This window comes from Pseudomonas sp. UC 17F4, from assembly GCF_900101695.1.
GTDB lineage: Bacteria > Pseudomonadota > Gammaproteobacteria > Pseudomonadales > Pseudomonadaceae > Aquipseudomonas.
In genome coordinates this window covers 81,182-100,638 of the sequence record NZ_FNKV01000002.1, presented here as the reverse complement: position 1 = coordinate 100,638, position 19,457 = coordinate 81,182, and the positions used below count along the sequence as shown (strand labels likewise).

Genomic DNA, 19,457 nt, shown 5'->3' with positions numbered 1-19,457 from the left:
ATTACTCGGCGACAACGCTCACGTAACGACGACCGAAGGCGCCTTTAACTTCGAACTTGATCTTACCCGCGATCTTGGCGAACAGGGTGTGATCTTTACCCATGCCAACGCCGTAGCCAGCGTGGAATTGGGTGCCGCGCTGACGCACGATGATGTTGCCAGGGATGATAGCCTGGCCGCCATACATCTTCACGCCAAGGCGTTTGGCTTCTGAGTCGCGACCGTTACGGGTACTACCACCAGCTTTTTTGTGTGCCATGGTTCAAATTCTCCAGAAATGGATTCAGGCGATTAAGCCGAAATACCGGTGATCTTGATTTCGGTGAACCACTGGCGGTGGCCCATACGCTTCATGTGGTGCTTACGGCGGCGGAACTTGATGATGCGCACTTTGTCGTGACGACCTTGGGAGATCACTTCAGCAACAACCTTGGCACCAGCAACGACTGGAGCGCCGATGTTCACGTCGTCGCCATTGGCAACCAACAGAACGCGGTCGAAAGTCACGGATTCGCCAGTGGCGATTTCCAGTTTTTCGATTTTCAGGTATTCACCTTCGGCGACTTTGTACTGCTTGCCACCGGTAACAATTACTGCGTACATGGGTATTTCTCCGATAATCCTGCTCACCCAGCTCTTTATAGGAAGAGTATTGGCTGGCATGGCTGCATAGGGCTGGAACGGCCCAGTGCAATTGCGTAAGGCAGGTGCTGCCCAGGAAGTTCAGGGTGCGCGATTGTACGCAAGCCCCGCTTTGCTTGCAAGTCCCACCCCCGGCCCGCGGGCAGCGCGCCTTGACACGCCGGGACCCGCGACCTAGCATGCCGCGCAACCTTTATGGAGCACCTGTGGCCGATGCAACCCCAAGCTTTCTACCGTGCGGTAGCGGACGACTTCAGCGCCGTTGACGAGATTATCAAGAAACAGCTGACTTCGCGTGTACCGCTGGTATCGAAAATCGGCGACTACATTACCTCGGCCGGCGGCAAGCGCCTGCGCCCGCTGCTGGTGCTGCTGTGCGGCAAGGCCCTGGGCCGCGAAGGCGACGACCTGCGCCTGCTGGCCGCCACCATCGAGTTCCTGCACACCGCCACCCTGCTGCATGACGACGTCGTCGACATGTCCGGCATGCGCCGTGGCCGCTCCACCGCCAACGCCCTGTGGGGCAACGCGCCGAGCGTGCTGGTCGGTGACTTCCTGTACTCGCGCTCGTTCGAGATGATGGTCGAACTGGGCTCGATGCCGGTCATGCAGATCCTCTCCAAGGCCACCCGGGTCATTGCCGAAGGCGAAGTCCTGCAGTTGTCCAAAGTGCGCGACGCCAGCACCACCGAAGAAGTCTACATGGACGTCATCCGCGGCAAGACCGCGATGCTGTTCGAGGCCTCGACCCACAGCGCCGCAGCCCTGGCCCAGGCCACCGAGGAGCAGAGCGAAGCCCTGCGCACCTTCGGCGACCACCTGGGCGTGGCCTTCCAGCTGGTCGACGACCTGCTCGACTACAAGGGCGATGCGCAAACCCTGGGCAAGAACGTCGGTGACGACCTGGCCGAAGGCAAGCCGACCCTGCCGCTGATCTACACCATGCGCGAAGGCACCGCCGAACAGGCTGCGCTGGTCCGCCAGGCCATCCAGAAAGGCGGCATCGAAGACCTCGAGAGCATCCGCGCGGCCGTTGAAGCCTCGGGCTCGCTGGACTACACCGCCAAGCTGGCCCGCGACTACGTGGCCCGCGCCATCGCCTGCCTGGACGTGCTGCCGGCCAGCGAATACCGCGATGCACTGGTCGAACTCAGCGAATTCGCCGTCGCCCGCACACACTGATTCGCTACCTCCCTAGTCGCGGGGCAAGCCCGCTCCCACACGGTGGGAGCGGCCGTGCGACGCCTCGACTTGCCCCGCGATTGCATTCGCCCCACGACAACAAAACCCTATACAATGTAGGTTTTGTACCTGTACGTCTTGAGGAACCTTAGTGAGCACTTTGCCACCCTGCCCCAAATGCAACTCCGAATACACCTACGAAGACGGCGCCCAGCTGATCTGCCCCGAGTGCGCCCACGAGTGGTCGGCTGCCGGTGAAGCCGAAGCGGCCAGCGACGAAGCGGTGAAAAAGGATGCAGTGGGCAACGTCCTGCAGGACGGCGACACCATCACCGTGATCAAGGACCTCAAGGTCAAGGGCACCTCGCTGGTGGTCAAGGTCGGCACCAAGGTCAAGAACATCCGCCTGTGCGATGGCGACCACGACATCGACTGCAAGATCGACGGCATCGGCCCGATGAAGCTGAAATCGGAATTCGTCCGCAAGGTCTGATTCTGCCGGGTTTCGGGGTCGCGCTGCGGCCTCGACAACCCACCGGCGGGAAAAAACCGCCAATAGGCACTTGCTATTTTGATAATAAGAATTATTCTCATTGAACGCTTTCAAGGAGAATAGCCATGACTTATCTGATAGACGCCTGGCTTGACCGCCCCCATCCTTACCTGCGCATCCTGCACCGGGAAACCGGCGAGGTGTGTGCCGTGCTTGAAGAAGAAGCACTGGACGAACTGCGCGACCAGGGCGACCTGGATCTCAATGGTTTGAATTCAAGTGAGCCAAGTGTGCTCAAGGAGCTGGTGAGGAACCTGTTCCTGTTTTGCTATGCCCGGGCGTTGCGCCCTGGCGGTGGAACCGATTGGAACTGAACAGCATCGCGGGGCAAGCCCGCTCCTACCCGAATTGTGTAGGAGCGGGCTTGCCCCGCGATAGGTCTTACAGAACGTCCAGCAGCTCGACGTCGAACACCAGCACGCTGTGCGGCGGGATGCTGCCAACGCCCTGAGCGCCGTAAGCCAGCTCGCTCGGCACGTACAGGCGCCATTTGCTGCCGGCGTTCATCAGTTGCAGGGCTTCGGTCCAGCCGGCGATCACACCGCTGACCGGGAACTCTGCTGGCTGGCCGCGCTCGTAGGAGCTGTCGAACACGGTGCCGTCGATCAGGGTGCCGTGGTAGTGGGTACGCACGCTGTCGTCGCGGCTTGGCTTGGCGCCTTCGCCAGCAGTCAGTACTTCGAACTGCAGGCCCGAAGCCAGGGTGGTGATGCCGTCACGCTTGGCGTTTTCAGCCAGGAAAGCCTTGCCTTCGCCAGCGGCAGCTTCGGCCTTGGCCGCAGCTTCGGCTTGCATGATTTCGCGGATAACCTTGAAGCTGGCCGACAGGTCGGCTTCGCTGACGCGGCTGTCCTGGCCGTTGAAGGCGTCGGTCAGGCCGGCCAGGATGGCGTCCAGGTTCACACCTGGTGGCGGGTTGTCACGCAGTTGGCCACCCAGCTGACGGCCGATGCCGTAGCTGACGCGAGTTTCGTCGGTAGACAGGTTGAGTTCGGACATTTGCTTGCTCCGCTGCAGGGCGCACGACAGCCGCGCCCTTTATGAAAAGGGCGAGCAGCCTAGCACACTGCGCTTGCGCAGATCAGCTACCAGGCCGAACGTCGTGGCATCGGGATTTTCAGGTCGCCATCACCGGCGTCGGCGCCACCGCACATCTCGTCGTCCATCGACCAGTGCACCAGGTGCAGCGGCACAGCGGGCAAACCGTCGAGCAGGCGCTGCGCGTCGACCACTGAATGCACTTGCACACGCTTGCCGTGCTTATCAACCAGCGGATGGGCATGGCCTCTTACCCGGGCCTCGATAACGAACTCACCGCCTTCGAGGGCAATCAGGTTGAACTCATCGACATGACCGGCCCTGGCCTCGGTGTTCAGTTGTTGAAGGTTCATTGCGATACCTCGTTACTGGAACTTCGAGTGACCGTTCATTTTTTGTACAGCGGCAGGCAAAGCACAAGGCAAAAACGCAACCGCCCGTCCGTTTTGCAACGGACGGGCGGTATTTGACTGGCACAACGCCTGATCAGTGCTTGGTGACCTTGTCCAGGTAACCCATGGCAAAGGCCGAGACCACGAAGGTCATGTGAATGATCACGTACCACATCAGGTACTGGGGTTCGATGTTGCGCGCGTCCATGAACACCCGCAGCAGGTGGATCGAGGAAATCGCCACGATCGAGGCTGCGACTTTCATCTTCAGCGAAGACGAGTCCATCTTGCCCAGCCAGCTGAGTTTTTCCTTGTCTTCGTCGATATCCAGCTGCGAGACGAAGTTCTCGTAACCGGAAATCATCACCATCACCAGCAGGCCGCCGACCAGGGCCATGTCGATCAGCGACAGCAGCACCAGGATCAGGTCGGCTTCAGCCAGGGCGAAGACGTTGGGCAGGACGTGGAAGATCTCCTGGAAGAACTTCAGTGCCAGCGCCAACAGGCCCAACGACAGACCAAAGTAGATGGGCGCGAGCAGCCAGCGCGAGGCATACATCGCATTTTCGATAATACGTTCCATTGAAAACTCGTCAGGTTGGCAAAAAAGCGAGCGCGAGTATAACAGCCACCCATGACAGAAAAAGCCCGTGGCACGCTGCCACAGGCGCGGCGCAGGCGTCTCAGGTTTCCGGATGGAACTGGAAGTCGCCGACGTGATGCACGCGTTCGCCGTTGATCCGGCGCAGTTGCGCTTGCAGGTGCACGCACCAGATCTGCGGATCGTCAGCCAGTTGGTAACCGTGCAGGGTCAGGCTGTCGACAATGGCGTTGAGCACCGATTCGGCCACGAATGGCCCGTGAAACGGCCCCTGGGCCTTGATCGCAGAGGGCTGCTCGCCAGCCATGCCGGCGGCAAACAGCAGGGTCCACATGCCGTTGTCACCGGCCAATGGGCGGATGCTGCATTCAATGCGGGTCACCAGGCCCAGGCATTGACGGGTGAGGCTGAGGCTGCGCGGCATGGCGGAGGTCCTCGGTAAACCCTTGTTCAGCCTTCAGGTGAAGGCTGTCTCTTCCTGTACCTACCACTGTCCCTGAACTGAAGAATAGAAGAATTCCGCCCATGCGTGGAAAAACCGGCGCCGAATGGTCATGTTCCATTTAGCGCCGTTTTTTTGACTCGTACCACTCAGATCAGGACGGTTTGACCTGGGCCAGGGCCTGCTCGGCGTGCTCCTTTTCTGCCTCCTTGAGGTCCTCTTCGCTGATCATCTCGGCAATCACCCGCAAGCGCTCGACGACCCGGGCGTTGACACTGCCTTCCGGGAACTGGCCTTCTTCATCCGGCTCACCGGCAGGTTCACCGACCAAAAGGCTCAGGGCCTCGTCGGCCTGGCTTACGGCGTAGACGTGGAACATGCCGGCGCGTACCGCCTGCAGCACCCGCTCGTCGAGCATCAGCGTGGCAACGTTGGCACGCGGGATGATCGCGCCCTGCTCGCCAGTCAGGCCACGGGCTTCACAAAGGCGGAAGAAGCCCTCGATCTTCTCGTTGACCCCACCGACCGCCTGCACTTCACCGAACTGGTTGATCGAGCCGGTGATGGCGAAGCACTGCTTGAGCGGGGTTTTCGACAAGGCCGAGATCAGCGTGCAGGCCTCGCCCAGCGAGGCGCTGTCGCCGTCGACATAACCGTAGGACTGCTCCAGGGCGATACTCGCGGAGATCGCCAGGGGGAATTCCTGGGCATAGCGGCTGCCCAGGTAACCGGTGAGGATCATCACCCCCTTGGAGTGGATCGGCTGGCCGAGGTTGACCTCGCGCTCGATGTCGACGATACCGCTGCCGCCGGGGTAGACCGTGGCGGAAATCCGCGCCGGCACACCGAAGGCTGAATCGCCGACTTCTAGTACGGTCAGGCCGTTGCACTTGCCCACCGCGGCGCCGTCGGTATCGATGAGGATGATGCCGGCCAGCATGTCGTCGAGAATCCGCGCCGACACACGGCCGGTGCGCGTGGCCTTGGCCTTGAGCGCACGTTCGATGTGCCCGGCGTCGGTCATTTCGTCATTGGCCAGGTGGCGGATGAAATCCGCCTCGCTGACCAGCTGGAACAAATCACCAATACGCGCCGACAAACGCCCCTGGTGCTCGGCCAGGCGCGCGCTGTAGGTCGCCAGGCGCGCCACCGCGTCGGCGCTCAGCGGCGCCATGCCCTCCTCGCTGGTGCGGGTCTTGAGCAACTGGGCGAACTGCTCCAGGCTCTCGTCGACCATGGGGATGTCTTCGTCGAAGTCGACCAGCACCCGGAACATCTCCTGGAAGTCCGGATCGTGATCCTGCAGGGCGTAGTACAGCTGGCGCGCACCGATGATCACCACCTTGATGTTCAGCGGGATCATCTGCGGGTTGAGGGTCACGGTGGCCAGGCGGCCGAACTCGCCCAACGGCGATTCCATCTTCAGCTTGCGCGACTGCAGGGCGCGCTTGAGCGCGTCCCAGACAAACGGCTCGCTGAGCATCTTCTCGGCTTCCAGAATCAGGAAGCCGCCGTTGGCCCGGTGCAGGGCCCCCGGGCGCAGTTGCCGATAGGTGGTGTACAACGCGCCCTGGTCGGTGCTGTATTCGATACGGCCGAACAGGTTGTCGTAGGTCGGGTGTGGCTCGAACACCACCGGCGCCCCGCCGCTGGCGTGATGGCCGACCACCAGGCTCGGTGCGTACTGCTCTTCGAGCAGCTTGCGCGCCTGGGCGTCGGTCTTGCTGTCATCAACCAGTTGCTCGACCACGGTGCGCAGCAGGTAGACCTGCATGGCTTGCAGGTAGGCACAGACGGCGGCGTTCTCGGCGTACTTCTCAGACAGCGGCGCCAGCACTGGCTGCAAGGCCAGGGTGATGGTTTCTTCGTTGAGCTGACGCAGCTGGTTGCTCGATTCACGCTTCCATTGCGGCAGGCTCGCCAGTTCTTCGTTGAGGCGTTCTTCCAGCGCGGCGATATCGTCGTGGAAACGCTCGCGCTCGGCTTCCGGCAGCTGCGCAAATTCCGCTTCGTCCAGCGCCTTGCCGTCGGCCATCGGGGTGAAGGCAACGTTGCTGCTGTCGCGGTACAGGGCCACGTCCTTTTCCAGCGAGGCGCGCTCGATCACATCCAGGGCACGGTCGTATCGCTGGTTGAAGGCGCGGTCGATGGCGCTTTTCTTCTGCTGGTAGGACGGGTGCTCGAACACTGCCGGAAAGGTTGCCAGCAGGTTGTCGATCAGGCCACCGATGTCGCTGATGAACGCCCCGGCGCTGCCCGGTGGCAACTCCAGCGCGCGCGGCTCGCGTGGCTCGTCGTAGTTGTTGACATAGACCCAGTCCGACGGCGTTTGCAGGCGCTTGCCTTCGGCCTTGAGGTAGCGTTTGACGAACGAGAAACGGCCAGTGCCGGGCTCGCCCATGACGAAGACGTTATACCCGGGACGCGGCATGGCGACGCCGAACTGCAAGGCTTCGACTGCACGCTCCTGGCCAAGCACACCGCGAAAAGGCTCCAGATCATTGGTGGTGGAAAAAGCGAACTGTTCAGCGGAAAACGGCCGGGTCAGGGCTTCGGGCGCAAGACGCAGGCTCGCAGCGACAGGATCGGGCATCGGGCTTCCTTACTTCGGCGGGGCGGATGTCAGCATTCTGGCGCCGTGCGCGTACACGTTGCAAGGCTCATCGCTGCTAATTGTCGCAGGGGCGAAAAGCCGATCTACGTCAATATTTTCAGGCAATCTTTCGCAATAAATCACGGAACCCTTAGATCGTGCCTAAACTCCAAACTGCGCGGCTGGGTAAATAACCGACCCGCCCTGGCAACTGGTCCTACAGATATGCCAGACAACCCTGACCTTTGGTATGTAATTCTAGAAAGAGAACAATGCTATGAAACGGATTCTTCTGGGTACTCTGTTCACCGCGGTCTCCCTCAATGCCATGGCCCAGGCCCCTGGCGGACCGGATTGCGGCTGGGGCAACATGCTGTTCGAGGGCCAACGCGGCACACCGGCCCACTTCCTTGCATCCACCACCAACGGCACCTCCGGCAACGCCACTTTCGGCATGACCTCGGGCACCAACGGCTGCTCGACCAACGCTGCGCTGACCTATGGCGGTAAATCATGGTTCGCCATGAACGGCATGATGAACGAACTCTCCGAAGACATGGCCAAGGGTCAAGGTGAAGCACTGACCACCTATGCCGTGGTGCTCGGTGTCGCACCGGAAGATCGCGCGCACTTCGCCGCGGTTACCCATCAACACTTCCAGGACATCTTCAAGACCGCCGATGTCACGGCTGAAGATGTACACAGCAACACCCTCGCGGTACTGAAAAGCGATCCACGTCTGGCCAAGTACGTCACCCAGGCTTAAGCTCGGCCCACCCGCCCCTTCACCGGGGCGGGTTGTTGTCCGCCTCTATCGGCATCATTCAGACTTAGTTGCCCGACATGCTCAAACGCCTTGCCTACCTGGCGCTCTGTGCCTGCGCCCCGCTGCATGCTGCCCCTTCATTCGATGAAGCACGCCTTAAGCAACTGGCGGCCGACCGCTACTGGATCGCCCTCGGCCATTACGAGACGGCCAAGCTGGGCGGCTGGCGCAGCTATGTCGATGACCAACGCTTCTTTCTTGCCCAGGACGGTGCCCATCACCCCGACCAGGAGCTGCGCGCCACCGTCAAGGCGCTGTACGCACCGGCGAGCCTGGGCGACAAACATGCCCAGTGCGTGTTCCCGGCACGTACCCGCTGGCTGCGCGAGCAGTTGCAACTGGACGACCTGCCGAGCCCTGACTGCAAGGACTACACCCAGTGGTTCAAGGACGTCTCGCCGCACAGTGCGGTGATGATCTTCCCGGCCGCCTACCTCAACAGCCCCTCGTCGATGTTCGGCCATACCCTGCTACGCATCGACCAGGCCGACGTGCAGAGCAACGAAACCGCCCTGCTCAGCTACGCGATCAACTTCGGCGCCTATATCGAAGGCAGCGACAACAGCATCCTCTATGCCTGGAAGGGCCTGATGGGCGGCTACCCGGGCCTGTTCGCCCTGGTGCCCTACCAAGAGAAACTCTCCGAGTACCGTAGCCTGGAAAACCGCGACCTGTGGGAATACCGGCTGAACCTGACCCCGGAAGAAACCGGGCGCATGGTCGAGCACGTCTGGGAACTCAAGCAGATCCAGTTCGACTACTTCTTCTTCGACGAAAACTGCTCCTACCGCCTGCTCGAACTGCTGCAGGTGGCGCGTCCGAGCCTGGACCTGACCTCGCAGTTCCCGCTGACCGCGATCCCCACCGACACGGTCAAGGCGGTCAAGCAGGCCGGCCTGGTCGAGCGTATCGACTACCGGCCGTCGCGCGAGCGCGAACTGCTGGAGCGCGCCAAGCCGCTGGAGGCCGAGGAACAGCAACAGGTGCTGGCCGTCAGTGCCGACACCGCGCAGCTACAGAGCCCCGCGTTCACCGCCCTGCCCCGCGAGCGCCAGGCCCTGGTGCAGGACGCCGCCTACCGCCTGGAGCGTTACCGCGCCAACGGTCAGGAGCGCGACCCGGCGCGGACCAAGCGCAGCTTCGAGCTGCTACGGGCAATCAACCGCAACCCGCCGCCGGAGCTTGAGATCGAGCGCCCCGGCTTGCCTGAGGACGGCCACCAGTCACGTACCTGGCAATTGGGCCTGGGCAGCCGCGATGATCGCGCCTACGCCGAATATGGCCTGCGCATGGCCTATCACGACCTCAACGACAACGCCTACGGCTTCCCCCTTGGCGCACAGATCGAGATCCTCCAGCTCAAGCTGCGCCAGTACGAAGGCAACGACTGGCAGGTGCAGCGCCTGGACCTGGCGACCATCCGCTCGCTGACCCCGCGCAACGCCCTGCTGCAACCCTGGTCCTGGCAGGTCGCCGGGGGGCTTGAGCGAGTGCTGGGCAAGCACGGCGACGAGGTGCTGGTCAGCCACGTCAACGGCGGCGCCGGCGCTACCTGGCAGTTGGCCGATGACGTACTGGGCTTTGCCCTGGGCACGGTGCGCGTCGAGCACAACAATGACTTCGCCGGCTTCATTGCGCCGGCTGCAGGCTTCAATACCGGGATGCTGTGGCGCAACCCGCTGGGCAACCTGAGCGTCGAGGCCAAGGCCGACTACTTCACCAATGGCGAGGTGCGCCGTAGCCTGAGTCTGAATCAGCAGTGGGAGCTGTCCCGCGATCTGGGTGTACGTTTGAGTGCCAGCCGCGACTTCAGCAAGCTTGCGTCAGCGCAGAACGAGGTGATGCTGGAGCTCAAGTGGTATCACTATTAGCAAGGCCCCAATACCTTGATCACATCCTTTTGACACGCCGCCGACAATTGCCCGCCTAGACTTTCCCTGGCAAGCGGAGAGTCTGAACATGCGGCGGTACTGGCTGGTAATGGTGGTAATGGGTGTGCTCACAGGTTGCCAGACAACCCATGAGCAATTGATCAATCAAGGTTACCCACCGGCCTATGCCGATGGCTTCCAGGACGGTTGCAGCAGCGGTCGCCAGGCCGCCGGGGTGATGGCCGGGGACTTTCGCAAAGACGTGCCGCGCTACCTGCACAACCGCCAGTACGAGTCCGGCTGGGACGACGGCTTTCGCCAGTGCCACGCCATGCAGGAGAACCAGGACCTGCAGGAGTATCGCGCCCGTCACTGGGATGAGCGCGATGAGCAGTGGCAGGAAGAAAAGGATCGCGACGCCGCGCGCGCCTATCGACACAAATAGGCCACAAGCACCCGAAGTCGTCGCCATCGAACCCGAGGCTTAAACCACGCCCTGGGCCAGCATGGCATCGGCAACCTTGACGAAGCCGGCGATGTTGGCGCCTTTGACGTAGTTGATGCGGCCGTTCTCTTCGCCGTAGTGCACGCAGGCATGGTGGATCGACTGCATGATGTTGTGCAGCTTGCTGTCCACTTCACCGGCGGTCCACAGCAGGCGCATGGCGTTCTGCGACATCTCCAGGCCACTGACGGCCACGCCGCCGGCGTTGGAGGCCTTGCCCGGGGCGAAGAGGATGCCGGCCTCGATGAAGATATCCACAGCCTCGAGGGTGGTCGGCATGTTGGCGCCTTCAGCCACGCAGAGGCAGCCGTTGCGCAGCAGAGTGCGGGCGTCTTCGGCGTCCAGTTCGTTCTGCGTCGCGCATGGCAGGGCAATGTCGCAGGCCAGGTTCCAGGGGCGCTGGCCCTTGCGGAACTCCAGGCCGAAACGCTCGGCCAACTCGCTGATACGGCCGCGCTTGACGTTTTTCAGCTCCATCAGCGCATCCCACTGCTCGTCGCTCATGCCGGCTTCGCAGTACAGGGTGCCTTCGGAGTCGGACAGCGAGATCACCTTGCCGCCCAGGTCCATGACCTTGCGCGCCGCATACTGGGCAACGTTGCCGGAGCCGGAGATGGCCACCCTGCGACCGTCGATGCGCAGGTCCTGGCGCTTGAGCATTTCTTCGGCGAAGTACACGCAGCCGTAGCCGGTGGCTTCCGGGCGGATCAGGCTGCCGCCGTAAGTCATGCCCTTGCCGGTCAGCACCGAGGTGAACTGGTTGGCCAGGCGCTTGTACTGGCCGAACAGGAAGCCGATCTCGCGGGCGCCAACGCCGATATCGCCGGCCGGCACATCGAGGTCGGCGCCGATGTGGCGGTACAGCTCGCTCATGAATGCCTGGCAGAAGCGCATGACTTCAGCATCGCTCTTGCCCTTCGGATCGAAGTCCGAGCCTCCCTTGCCGCCGCCCATGGGCAGCGAGGTCAGGGAGTTCTTGAATACCTGTTCGAAGGCCAGGAATTTGAGCACGCCAAGGTTCACCGAGCGGTGGAAGCGCAGGCCGCCCTTGTACGGGCCGATGGCACTGCTCATCTGGATGCGGTAGCCGCGGTTGACCTGGACCTTGCCCTGGTCATCGACCCACGACACACGAAACAGGATCGCCCGCTCAGGCTCGACCATACGCTCGAGGATACCAGCCTGCAGGTAGTGTGGATTAGCTTCGAGGAACGGCCAGAGGCTGCGCAGCACCTCTTCGACCGCCTGATGGAATTCAGGCTGGGCCGGGTCGCGTTGCTTGAGGCGCGCGAGGAAATCTTCGACTGATTCGATCATGTAGACATTCACCAGATGGAGTTGGACTTATGTTTTTTCCTCGACTTTACCAAGAAGCCACGGCACCGCAACAGGGCGCAATGTCGTTTTTATGAAATTAAATGGTGCATTTGTATAAGTGTATACATGTTAAGCCGTATCGCGAGGCAAGCCCGCTCCTACAGGGCCGGGGTAAATTTCGGGCAAAAAAAACGGGACCCGAAGGCCCCGTTTCAGTGCAAGCCCCTGAGGGTCATGCCAGTTTTTTGTGCCGTACGCGGTGCGGCTGGGCAGCCGCTTCGCCCAGGCGTTTCTTGCGATCGGCTTCGTACTCGGTGTAGTTGCCTTCGAAGAGCACCGCCTGCGAATCGTCTTCGTAGGCCAGGATGTGGGTCGCCACGCGGTCCAGGAACCAGCGATCGTGAGAAATCACGATGGCGGCGCCCGGGAAGTCCAGCAGGGCTTCCTCCAGCGAACGCAGGGTTTCGACGTCGAGGTCGTTGGACGGTTCGTCGAGCAGCAGGACGTTGGCGCCCTCTTTCAGGGTCAGGGCCAGATGCAGACGGCCGCGCTCACCACCGGAGAGGTCCTTGACGAACTTCTGCTGGTCGCCGCCCTTGAAGTTGAAACGGCCAACGTAGGTGCGCGACGGAATCTCGTAGGTGCCGATGCGCAGCTGGTCGGAGCCGTCGGAGATCTGCTGGAACACGGTCTTGTTGCCGTCGAGGTCTTCGCGGCTCTGGTCGACGCAGGCCAGTTGCACGGTTTCACCGATCTCGATGCTGCCCGAGTCCGGTTGTTCCTTGCCCATCAGCATGCGGAACAGAGTCGATTTACCGGCACCGTTACCGCCGATCACGCCGACGATCGCGCCTTTTGGCATGGAGAACGACAGGTTGTCGATCAGCACGCGATCGCCATAGCCCTTGCTGACGTTCTTGAACTCGATGACCTTGTCACCCAGGCGCGGACCGGCCGGGATGTAGATCTCGTTGGTCTCGCTGCGCTTCTGGAATTCCTGCGACTGCATTTCTTCGAAGCGTTGCAGGCGGGCCTTGGACTTGGACTGACGTGCCTTGGCGCCTTTGCGCACCCACTCCAGTTCTTCCTTCATGGCCTTTTCATGGGCCGACTGCTGCTTGGATTCCTGGGCCAGACGATCGGACTTGGCTTCCAGCCAACCCGAATAGTTGCCTTCATACGGAATACCGGCGCCGCGGTCGAGCTCGAGGATCCAGCCGGCAACGTTGTCGAGGAAGTACCGGTCGTGGGTAATCGCGACCACGGTGCCCGGGAAGTCGTGAAGGAAGTGTTCCAGCCAGGCGACGGAATCGGCGTCCAGGTGGTTGGTCGGTTCGTCGAGCAGGAGCATGTCGGGGGCCGACAGCAGCAGGCGGCACAGGGCCACACGGCGCTTCTCACCACCGGACAGGTGCTCGACCTTGGCTTCCCACGCTGGCAGGCGCAGGGCGTCGGCGGCCACTTCCAGCTGGCGCTCGAGGTTGTGACCGTCGCTGGCCTGGAGGATGGCTTCGAGTTTGGCCTGTTCGGCGGCCAGCTTGTCGAAGTCGGCATCCGGCTCGGCGTAGGCGGCGTAGACTTCGTCCAGGCGGGCCTGGGCGTCCTTGATCACGCTGACCGCTTCCTCGACCACTTCACGCACGGTCTTGGACGGGTCCAGCTGTGGCTCCTGCGGCAGGTAGCCGATGTTCAGGTCCGGCATCGGACGGGCTTCGCCGTCGAACTCGGTATCGACACCCGCCATGATTTTCAGCAGGGTGGATTTACCCGAGCCGTTGAGGCCGAGCACGCCGATCTTGGCGCCGGGGAAGAAGGACAGCGAAATGTTCTTGAGGATTTCCCGCTTCGGCGGGACAACCTTGCCCAGCCGATGCATGGTATAGACGTATTGAGCCATGGAAAAACCTAGCGTCAGAGACGAAAAAATAGAAACGAAACAGATGAAGGGCGCCGTGGCGCCCAGGAAAGGGCCAAAGCTACCGTAATGCGCCGGGTTGGGCAAACCGCCGACGAACAGGGCTGGCACTTTGCCACGTTTGCGGGCATGCTAGCCGCCCTTCGGGCGTCCGGCTTATAGTGCGCAACCGGAGCCGTCGCCAGGAACGCGGCACTTGCCAACCAGCAGCTCTAAACCTGCCATCCAGCCATACCGCAGGATCAACGTTTGACCAATCTCACTCAGCCGTCATCCCTGCGCAAGCCGGCCACTGCGTCAGGCTCGCCGCTGCGCGGCTCATTGAAAGGCGCGCTGGCCCTGTTGGTGCTGTTGCTGCTAGGCCTGCTGCTGTGGCAGTTGATCGCCCAGTTCCGTCATACCCAGGCTGACCAGTACCAGCACAGCCTGAACGCCAGCGCCGAGCTCGCCGACCACATGAGCCTGAACATGGCGCTCAAGGCCCAGGTGGCGCTCAACCAGATCCAGCCCTACCGCTCATCGCCTGCCCCTGAGCAACTGGCGCAGGTCATCGCGCAACTGCGCCAGCAGCAGCCCAAGCTGCTCAGCGTCGCCTGGATTGGTGCCGATGGCAGCCTGCAGGCCGACAGCCTGAAGGATACACCCGATTACCAGGCACTGGACGAACTGCTGCGACTCAACCAGGGCCGCGACTTCTATTACAGCAACAGTGCCGACAACCAGCAGGTCTACCTGTTGCTGCGCCAGCCGGGCGAGGCGCCCAGCGGCTACTGGTTCCTGCGCCTGGCCCCGGGTTACTACAGCGACCTGACCAACCACCTGGACCGCCCCAATCACCCGTTGTGGCTGCTGGAAAACAGCCGCACCGGCGAGATCATCAACCGCCATCAGCCGACCCCCGGCAGCGACGAGCCGCTGCAAAGCGTGATGCTGGCGTTCCTCGACAACAGTACCTGGCAACTGCGCGGCCTGTTCGATGCCGGCCTTGCCCGCCAGCAACTGCTGCCGGCGCTGATCGGCAAATGCATGCTCGGGCTGTTCTGCGCGCTGATCCCGCTGCTGGCGCTGATCAACATGCGCCGCCGCCATCGCCTGCTGCAGGAAAGCCGCCGACGCTATCACGATATCTTCGAAGGCACCGGGGTCGCCCTGTGCGTGCTCGACCTCTCGGGCCTACCCGGCCAGCTCGAGCGCTATCGCCTGCGCAGCCGCCCGGCGCTGGAACAGCGCCTGGCTTTCGACCAGCCATTGCGGCGGATTTTGCTCCAGGAGCTGAAAGTCACCGAGGTCAACCAGGTGGCCTTGCAACTGCTGGGCGTCAACTGTTGCGACAGTGCCTGGCAACGCCTGGTCGAAGGCTCGCAGACCGGCAACGAAGGCATCGGCATCCAGCTCCTCGGGGCGATCCTCGACAACCAGCAGCAGCTGGAGCTGGAAGTGCGCCTGCCGGTGCCCGGTGGCGACGACCTGCACCTGTGGCTGATGGTGCGTTTCCCGCAGCAGCGCCGCGATTACCAGGCAGTGATCCTCAGCATCAGCGACATCACCAGCCGCAAGCAGGTCGAGCTGTCGTTGCTCGAGCGCGAAAGCTTCTGGTCGGATGTGGTGCGCACCGTGCCCGACCAGTTGTACGTCCAGGACGTGCATAGCCAGCTGATGATCTTCAGCAACCGCAACCTCGGCCAGACCCTGGGTTACAGCCGCACCGAGCTTGCGCAGATGGGCGACCATTTCTGGGAGGTGCTGCTGCACCCGGACGACGCCCAGCTCTATCACCAGTTGCGCCAGCAGCAACGCGATTCGGGCTACGTCGAGCAACTGCATTGCCAGTTGCGCTTCCGTCACCACGACCAGCGCTGGCTGCGTTTCGACATCCGCGAGCAGGCCCTGACCCGCGACAGCGCAGGTTGCGTGACGCGGATCATCGGCGTCGGCAAGGACGTTACCGAGCAGATCGAGGCCAGCGAGTCTCTGCGCGACAGCGAACAGCGCTACCGCATGCTCGCCGAAAGTATCAGCGACGTGATCTTCTCCACCGACAGCCAGTTGCAACTGAACTACGTCAGCCCGTCGATCCAGGCGGTGCTGGGCTTTGAAGTGGAGTGGATTTTCGAGAACGGCTGGCACTCGACCATCGCCAACCCGGCCCAGCTCACCGGTATCTACAGCCTGGTCGAGCGGGTCAACAAGGCCCTGGGCGACCCCGAACAGATGGAACTGCTGCGCACCCAGTTGCCGACTCAGCTGTTCCTGTTCGATTGCCTGCGCGCCGACGGCCGCAAGATCCCGATCGAGCTGCGCCTGGTGCTGGTCTGGGATGACCAGGAGCGCTTCGAGGGCATCCTTGGCGTGGGCCGCGACATCAGCCAGCAGCGCCGCGCCGAGAAAGACCTGCGCATGGCCGCCACGGTGTTCGAGCACTCGACCTCGGCGATCCTCATTACCGACCCGGCCGGCTACATCGTCCAGGCCAACGAAGCCTTCAGCCGCGTCAGCGGCTATGCCGTGGCCGACGTGCTGGACCAGTTGCCGAGCCTGCTGACCGTCGATGAGCACCAGGATGCACACCTGCGCTACGTGCTCAAACAGCTGCACCAGCGCGGCACCTGGGAAGGTGAAGTGTGGCTCAAGCGCCGCAGCGGCGAACATTACCCGGCCTGGGTCGGCATTACCGCGGTGCTCGACGATGAAGGCGACCTGGCCAGCTACGTGTGCTTCTTTACCGACATCAGCGAGCGCAAGGCCAGCGAACAGCGCATCCATCGCCTGGCCTACTACGACGCCCTGACCCACTTGCCCAACCGCACCCTGTTCCAGGACCGCCTGCACACTGCCCTGCAGCAAGCCGAGCGACAAAAGGCCTGGGTGGTGCTGATGTTCCTCGACCTCGACCGCTTCAAGCCGATCAACGACTCCCTCGGCCATGCCGCAGGCGACCGCATGCTCAAGGACATGGCCGAGCGCCTGCTCGACTGCGTCGATGACGACGACACCGTGGCGCGCATGGGCGGCGACGAGTTCACCTTGCTGCTGCAACCGCGCGCCACCCGCGAAATGGCCCTGAACCGGGCCATTCACGTGGCCGAGCAGATCCTTGGCAGCCTGGTGCGGCCATTCGTGCTGGAGAACCGCGAGTTCTTCGTCACCGCCAGTATCGGCATCGCCCTGAGCCCGCAGGACGGCAGCGAACTCAGCCAGTTGATGAAGAACGCCGACACCGCCATGTACCACGCCAAGGAGCGCGGCAAGAACAACTTCCAGTTCTACCAGGCCGACATGAACGCCAGTGCCCTGGAGCGCCTGGAGCTGGAAAGCGACCTGCGCCATGCCCTGGAGCAGAACGAATTCATCCTCTATTACCAGCCGCAGTTCAGCGGCGACGGCAAGCGCCTGACCGGTGCCGAGGCGTTGCTGCGCTGGCGTCATCCACGGCGCGGGCTGGTACCGCCGGGGGATTTCATCCCGGTGATCGAGGAGTTGGGCCTGGTGGTCGATGTCGGCGACTGGGTACTCAAGGAAGCCAGCCGCCAGCTCAAGGCCTGGCACCAGGCCAAGGTGCGGGTGCCGAAGGTGTCGGTGAACATTTCGGCGCGGCAATTCTCCGACGGTCAACTGGGCGAACGCATCGCCACCATCCTCAAGGAAACCGGCCTGCCGCCGGCATGCCTGGAACTGGAGCTGACCGAAAGTATCCTGATGCGCGAGGTCAACGAGGCCATGGTGATCCTCGACAGCCTGAAGAACCTCGGCCTGAGCATCGCCGTTGACGACTTCGGCACCGGCTATTCGTCGCTCAACTACCTCAAGCAGTTCCCCATCGACGTGCTGAAGATCGACCGCACCTTCGTCGACGGTCTGCCTGAGGGCGAGCAGGATGCACAGATCGCCCGGGCGATCATCGCCATGGCCCACAGCCTGAACCTGGCGGTGATCGCCGAGGGCGTCGAGACCCACGAACAGCTGGAGTTCCTCCGCGAACACGGCTGTGACGAAGTGCAGGGCTACCTGTTCGGACGACCGATGCCGGCGCATCAGTTCGAGGCGCAGTTCAGCAACGAAACCCTGTTCATGTTCGAATAGGCAGGAAGCTGCAAGCCTTAAGCTACAAGCGGCAAGTTAGAAGCGTTACGCGTCCGGCCTTTGACTTGCCGCTTGAAGCTTGAAGCTTGAAGCTTGAAGCTTGAAGCTTGAAGCTTGAAGCTTGCAGCTTGTCGCTCATGAGCCCCATTTGTCTGCGACATGATGCCCTTTCATATGCCAGACAAAAGCTGATGAGGTAGAATGCCCGCCTATTTCAGCACGATCCTTGAGGACCGCCATGTTCAGCCGTGATTTGACCATTGCCAAGTACGACGCCGATCTCTTTGCCGCCATGGAGCAAGAAGCTCAGCGCCAGGAAGAACATATCGAGCTGATCGCCTCGGAAAACTACACAAGCCCCGCTGTCATGGAAGCCCAGGGCTCGGTGCTGACCAACAAGTACGCCGAAGGCTACCCGGGCAAGCGCTACTACGGCGGTTGCGAATACGTCGACGTGGTCGAGCAACTGGCCATCGACCGTGCCAAGGAGCTGTTCGGCGCCGATTACGCCAACGTCCAGCCGCACGCTGGCTCGCAAGCCAACAGCGCCGTCTACCTGGCCCTGCTGTCGGCCGGCGACACCATCCTGGGCATGAGCCTGGCCCACGGCGGTCACCTGACCCACGGCGCCAACGTCAGCTCCTCGGGCAAGCTGTACAACGCCATCCAGTACGGCATCGACGCCAACGGCCTGATCGACTACGACGAAGTCGAGCGCCTGGCGGTCGAGCACAAGCCGAAAATGATCGTTGCCGGTTTCTCGGCCTACTCGCAGATCCTCGACTTCCCACGCTTCCGTGAAATCGCCGACAAGGTCGGTGCCTACCTGTTCGTCGACATGGCCCACGTTGCCGGCCTGGTCGCTGCAGGCGTGTACCCGAACCCGGTGCCATTCGCCGACGTGGTCACCACCACTACCCACAAGACCCTGCGCGGTCCACGTGGCGGCCTGATCCTCGCGCGTGCCAACGCCGAGATCGAGAAGAAGCTCAACTCCGCAGTATTCCCGGGCGCCCAGGGCGGCCCGCTGGAGCACGTGATCGCCGCCAAGGCCATCTGCTTCAAAGAAGCGCTGCAGCCTGAGTTCAAGACCTACCAGCAACAAGTGGTGAAGAACGCCCAGGCCATGGCCGGTGTGTTCATCGAGCGCGGTTTTGACGTGGTCTCCGGCGGTACCCAGAACCACCTGTTCCTGCTGTCGCTGATCAAGCAGGAAATCTCCGGTAAAGACGCCGACGCCGCCCTGGGTCGCGCCTTCATCACCGTCAACAAGAACTCGGTACCGAACGACCCACGTTCGCCGTTCGTCACCTCCGGCCTGCGCTTCGGCACCCCGGCTGTGACCACTCGTGGCTTCAAAGAGGCCGAGTGTAAAGAACTGGCAGGCTGGATCTGCGACATCCTCGCCGACCTGAACAACGAAGCGGTGATCGACGCCGTTCGCGAGAAGGTCAAGGCCATCTGCGCCAAGCTGCCGGTATACGGCAACTAAGCTCAGTT

The 19,457-nt window shown here is 62.2% G+C and carries 17 protein-coding genes; 8 read left to right on the top strand and 9 right to left on the bottom strand.

Annotated elements, in window-relative coordinates:
* Position 1 precedes the first annotated feature (1 nt).
* On the bottom strand, positions 2 to 259 hold the full coding sequence (gene rpmA / locus BLR26_RS25705; protein ID WP_010225698.1) for a 50S ribosomal protein L27: 258 nt from the start codon (positions 257 to 259) through the stop codon (positions 2 to 4).
* Between the two features lie 32 nt (positions 260 to 291).
* Positions 292 to 603 carry a 50S ribosomal protein L21 gene (gene rplU, locus BLR26_RS25700; protein WP_010225695.1) on the bottom strand — a complete coding sequence of 104 codons (312 nt, stop codon included), beginning with the start codon at positions 601 to 603 and terminating at the stop codon, positions 292 to 294.
* Positions 604 to 855: 252 nt separating this feature from the next.
* On the opposite strand from rplU, the gene BLR26_RS25695 reads away from it, so the two are divergent.
* From BLR26_RS25695 to BLR26_RS25685, 3 genes are all read left to right on the top strand, one after another.
* On the top strand, positions 856 to 1,824 hold the full coding sequence (locus BLR26_RS25695; RefSeq protein ID WP_038997216.1) for a polyprenyl synthetase family protein: 969 nt from the start codon (positions 856 to 858) through the stop codon (positions 1,822 to 1,824).
* A 151-nt stretch (positions 1,825 to 1,975) separates the two neighbouring features.
* The gene (locus BLR26_RS25690) at positions 1,976 to 2,317 is read left to right on the top strand and encodes a zinc ribbon domain-containing protein YjdM (protein ID WP_045195941.1); all 342 of its coding nucleotides are present in this window, start codon (positions 1,976 to 1,978) and stop codon (positions 2,315 to 2,317) included.
* 125 nt (positions 2,318 to 2,442) lie between these two features.
* A complete protein-coding gene (locus tag BLR26_RS25685) occupies positions 2,443 to 2,691 on the top strand; it encodes a PA4570 family protein (protein WP_038997219.1) in 249 nt (82 codons plus the stop codon).
* Between the two features lie 67 nt (positions 2,692 to 2,758).
* On the opposite strand, the gene BLR26_RS25680 is transcribed toward BLR26_RS25685, so the two are convergent.
* The 5 genes from BLR26_RS25680 to BLR26_RS25660 form a co-directional block, all read right to left on the bottom strand.
* On the bottom strand, positions 2,759 to 3,376 hold the full coding sequence (locus tag BLR26_RS25680) for a BamJ family beta-barrel-assembly machinery protein (RefSeq protein WP_045195939.1): 618 nt from the start codon (positions 3,374 to 3,376) through the stop codon (positions 2,759 to 2,761).
* 86 nt (positions 3,377 to 3,462) lie between these two features.
* Positions 3,463 to 3,768, bottom strand: coding sequence for a DUF6482 family protein (locus BLR26_RS25675; RefSeq protein WP_045195937.1), 306 nt, complete (start codon positions 3,766 to 3,768; stop codon positions 3,463 to 3,465).
* Between the two features lie 133 nt (positions 3,769 to 3,901).
* Positions 3,902 to 4,390, bottom strand: a complete 489-nt coding sequence (locus tag BLR26_RS25670; protein ID WP_010226381.1) for a TIGR00645 family protein — start codon at positions 4,388 to 4,390, stop codon at positions 3,902 to 3,904.
* Between the two features lie 100 nt (positions 4,391 to 4,490).
* Positions 4,491 to 4,832 (bottom strand): PA4575 family protein, encoded by a 342-nt coding sequence (locus tag BLR26_RS25665; RefSeq protein ID WP_010226382.1) that lies wholly within the window; start codon positions 4,830 to 4,832, stop codon positions 4,491 to 4,493.
* A gap of 172 nt (positions 4,833 to 5,004) precedes the next feature.
* Complete coding sequence (locus BLR26_RS25660) at positions 5,005 to 7,443, bottom strand: Lon protease family protein (RefSeq protein ID WP_093387892.1); 2,439 nt, start codon at positions 7,441 to 7,443, stop codon at positions 5,005 to 5,007.
* A gap of 277 nt (positions 7,444 to 7,720) precedes the next feature.
* On the opposite strand from BLR26_RS25660, the gene BLR26_RS25655 reads away from it, so the two are divergent.
* The 3 genes from BLR26_RS25655 to BLR26_RS25645 all read left to right on the top strand — a co-directional run bounded on the left by BLR26_RS25655 (position 7,721) and on the right by BLR26_RS25645 (position 10,585).
* Complete coding sequence (locus BLR26_RS25655) at positions 7,721 to 8,209, top strand: DUF3015 domain-containing protein (RefSeq protein WP_093387889.1); 489 nt, start codon at positions 7,721 to 7,723, stop codon at positions 8,207 to 8,209.
* A 77-nt stretch (positions 8,210 to 8,286) separates the two neighbouring features.
* Positions 8,287 to 10,140, top strand: a complete 1,854-nt coding sequence (locus BLR26_RS25650) for a DUF7840 domain-containing protein (RefSeq protein ID WP_093387887.1) — start codon at positions 8,287 to 8,289, stop codon at positions 10,138 to 10,140.
* A gap of 88 nt (positions 10,141 to 10,228) precedes the next feature.
* Positions 10,229 to 10,585 carry a lipoprotein gene (locus BLR26_RS25645; protein ID WP_045195929.1) on the top strand — a complete coding sequence of 119 codons (357 nt, stop codon included), beginning with the start codon at positions 10,229 to 10,231 and terminating at the stop codon, positions 10,583 to 10,585.
* Positions 10,586 to 10,624: 39 nt separating this feature from the next.
* On the opposite strand, the gene gdhA is transcribed toward BLR26_RS25645, so the two are convergent.
* Both gdhA and ettA read right to left on the bottom strand, forming a co-directional pair.
* Complete coding sequence (gene gdhA, locus BLR26_RS25640) at positions 10,625 to 11,962, bottom strand: NADP-specific glutamate dehydrogenase (protein WP_045196574.1); 1,338 nt, start codon at positions 11,960 to 11,962, stop codon at positions 10,625 to 10,627.
* Between the two features lie 232 nt (positions 11,963 to 12,194).
* Positions 12,195 to 13,859 carry an energy-dependent translational throttle protein EttA gene (gene ettA, locus BLR26_RS25635; protein WP_093387884.1) on the bottom strand — a complete coding sequence of 555 codons (1,665 nt, stop codon included), beginning with the start codon at positions 13,857 to 13,859 and terminating at the stop codon, positions 12,195 to 12,197.
* Positions 13,860 to 14,126: 267 nt separating this feature from the next.
* On the opposite strand from ettA, the gene BLR26_RS25630 reads away from it, so the two are divergent.
* Both BLR26_RS25630 and glyA read left to right on the top strand, forming a co-directional pair.
* Entirely contained in the window at positions 14,127 to 17,957 is a 3,831-nt protein-coding gene (locus tag BLR26_RS25630) for a sensor domain-containing protein (RefSeq protein WP_093387881.1), read from the top strand.
* A gap of 238 nt (positions 17,958 to 18,195) precedes the next feature.
* Positions 18,196 to 19,449 (top strand): serine hydroxymethyltransferase, encoded by a 1,254-nt coding sequence (gene glyA, locus BLR26_RS25625; RefSeq protein WP_093387878.1) that lies wholly within the window; start codon positions 18,196 to 18,198, stop codon positions 19,447 to 19,449.
* The last annotated feature ends 8 nt before the right edge of the window (positions 19,450 to 19,457 follow it).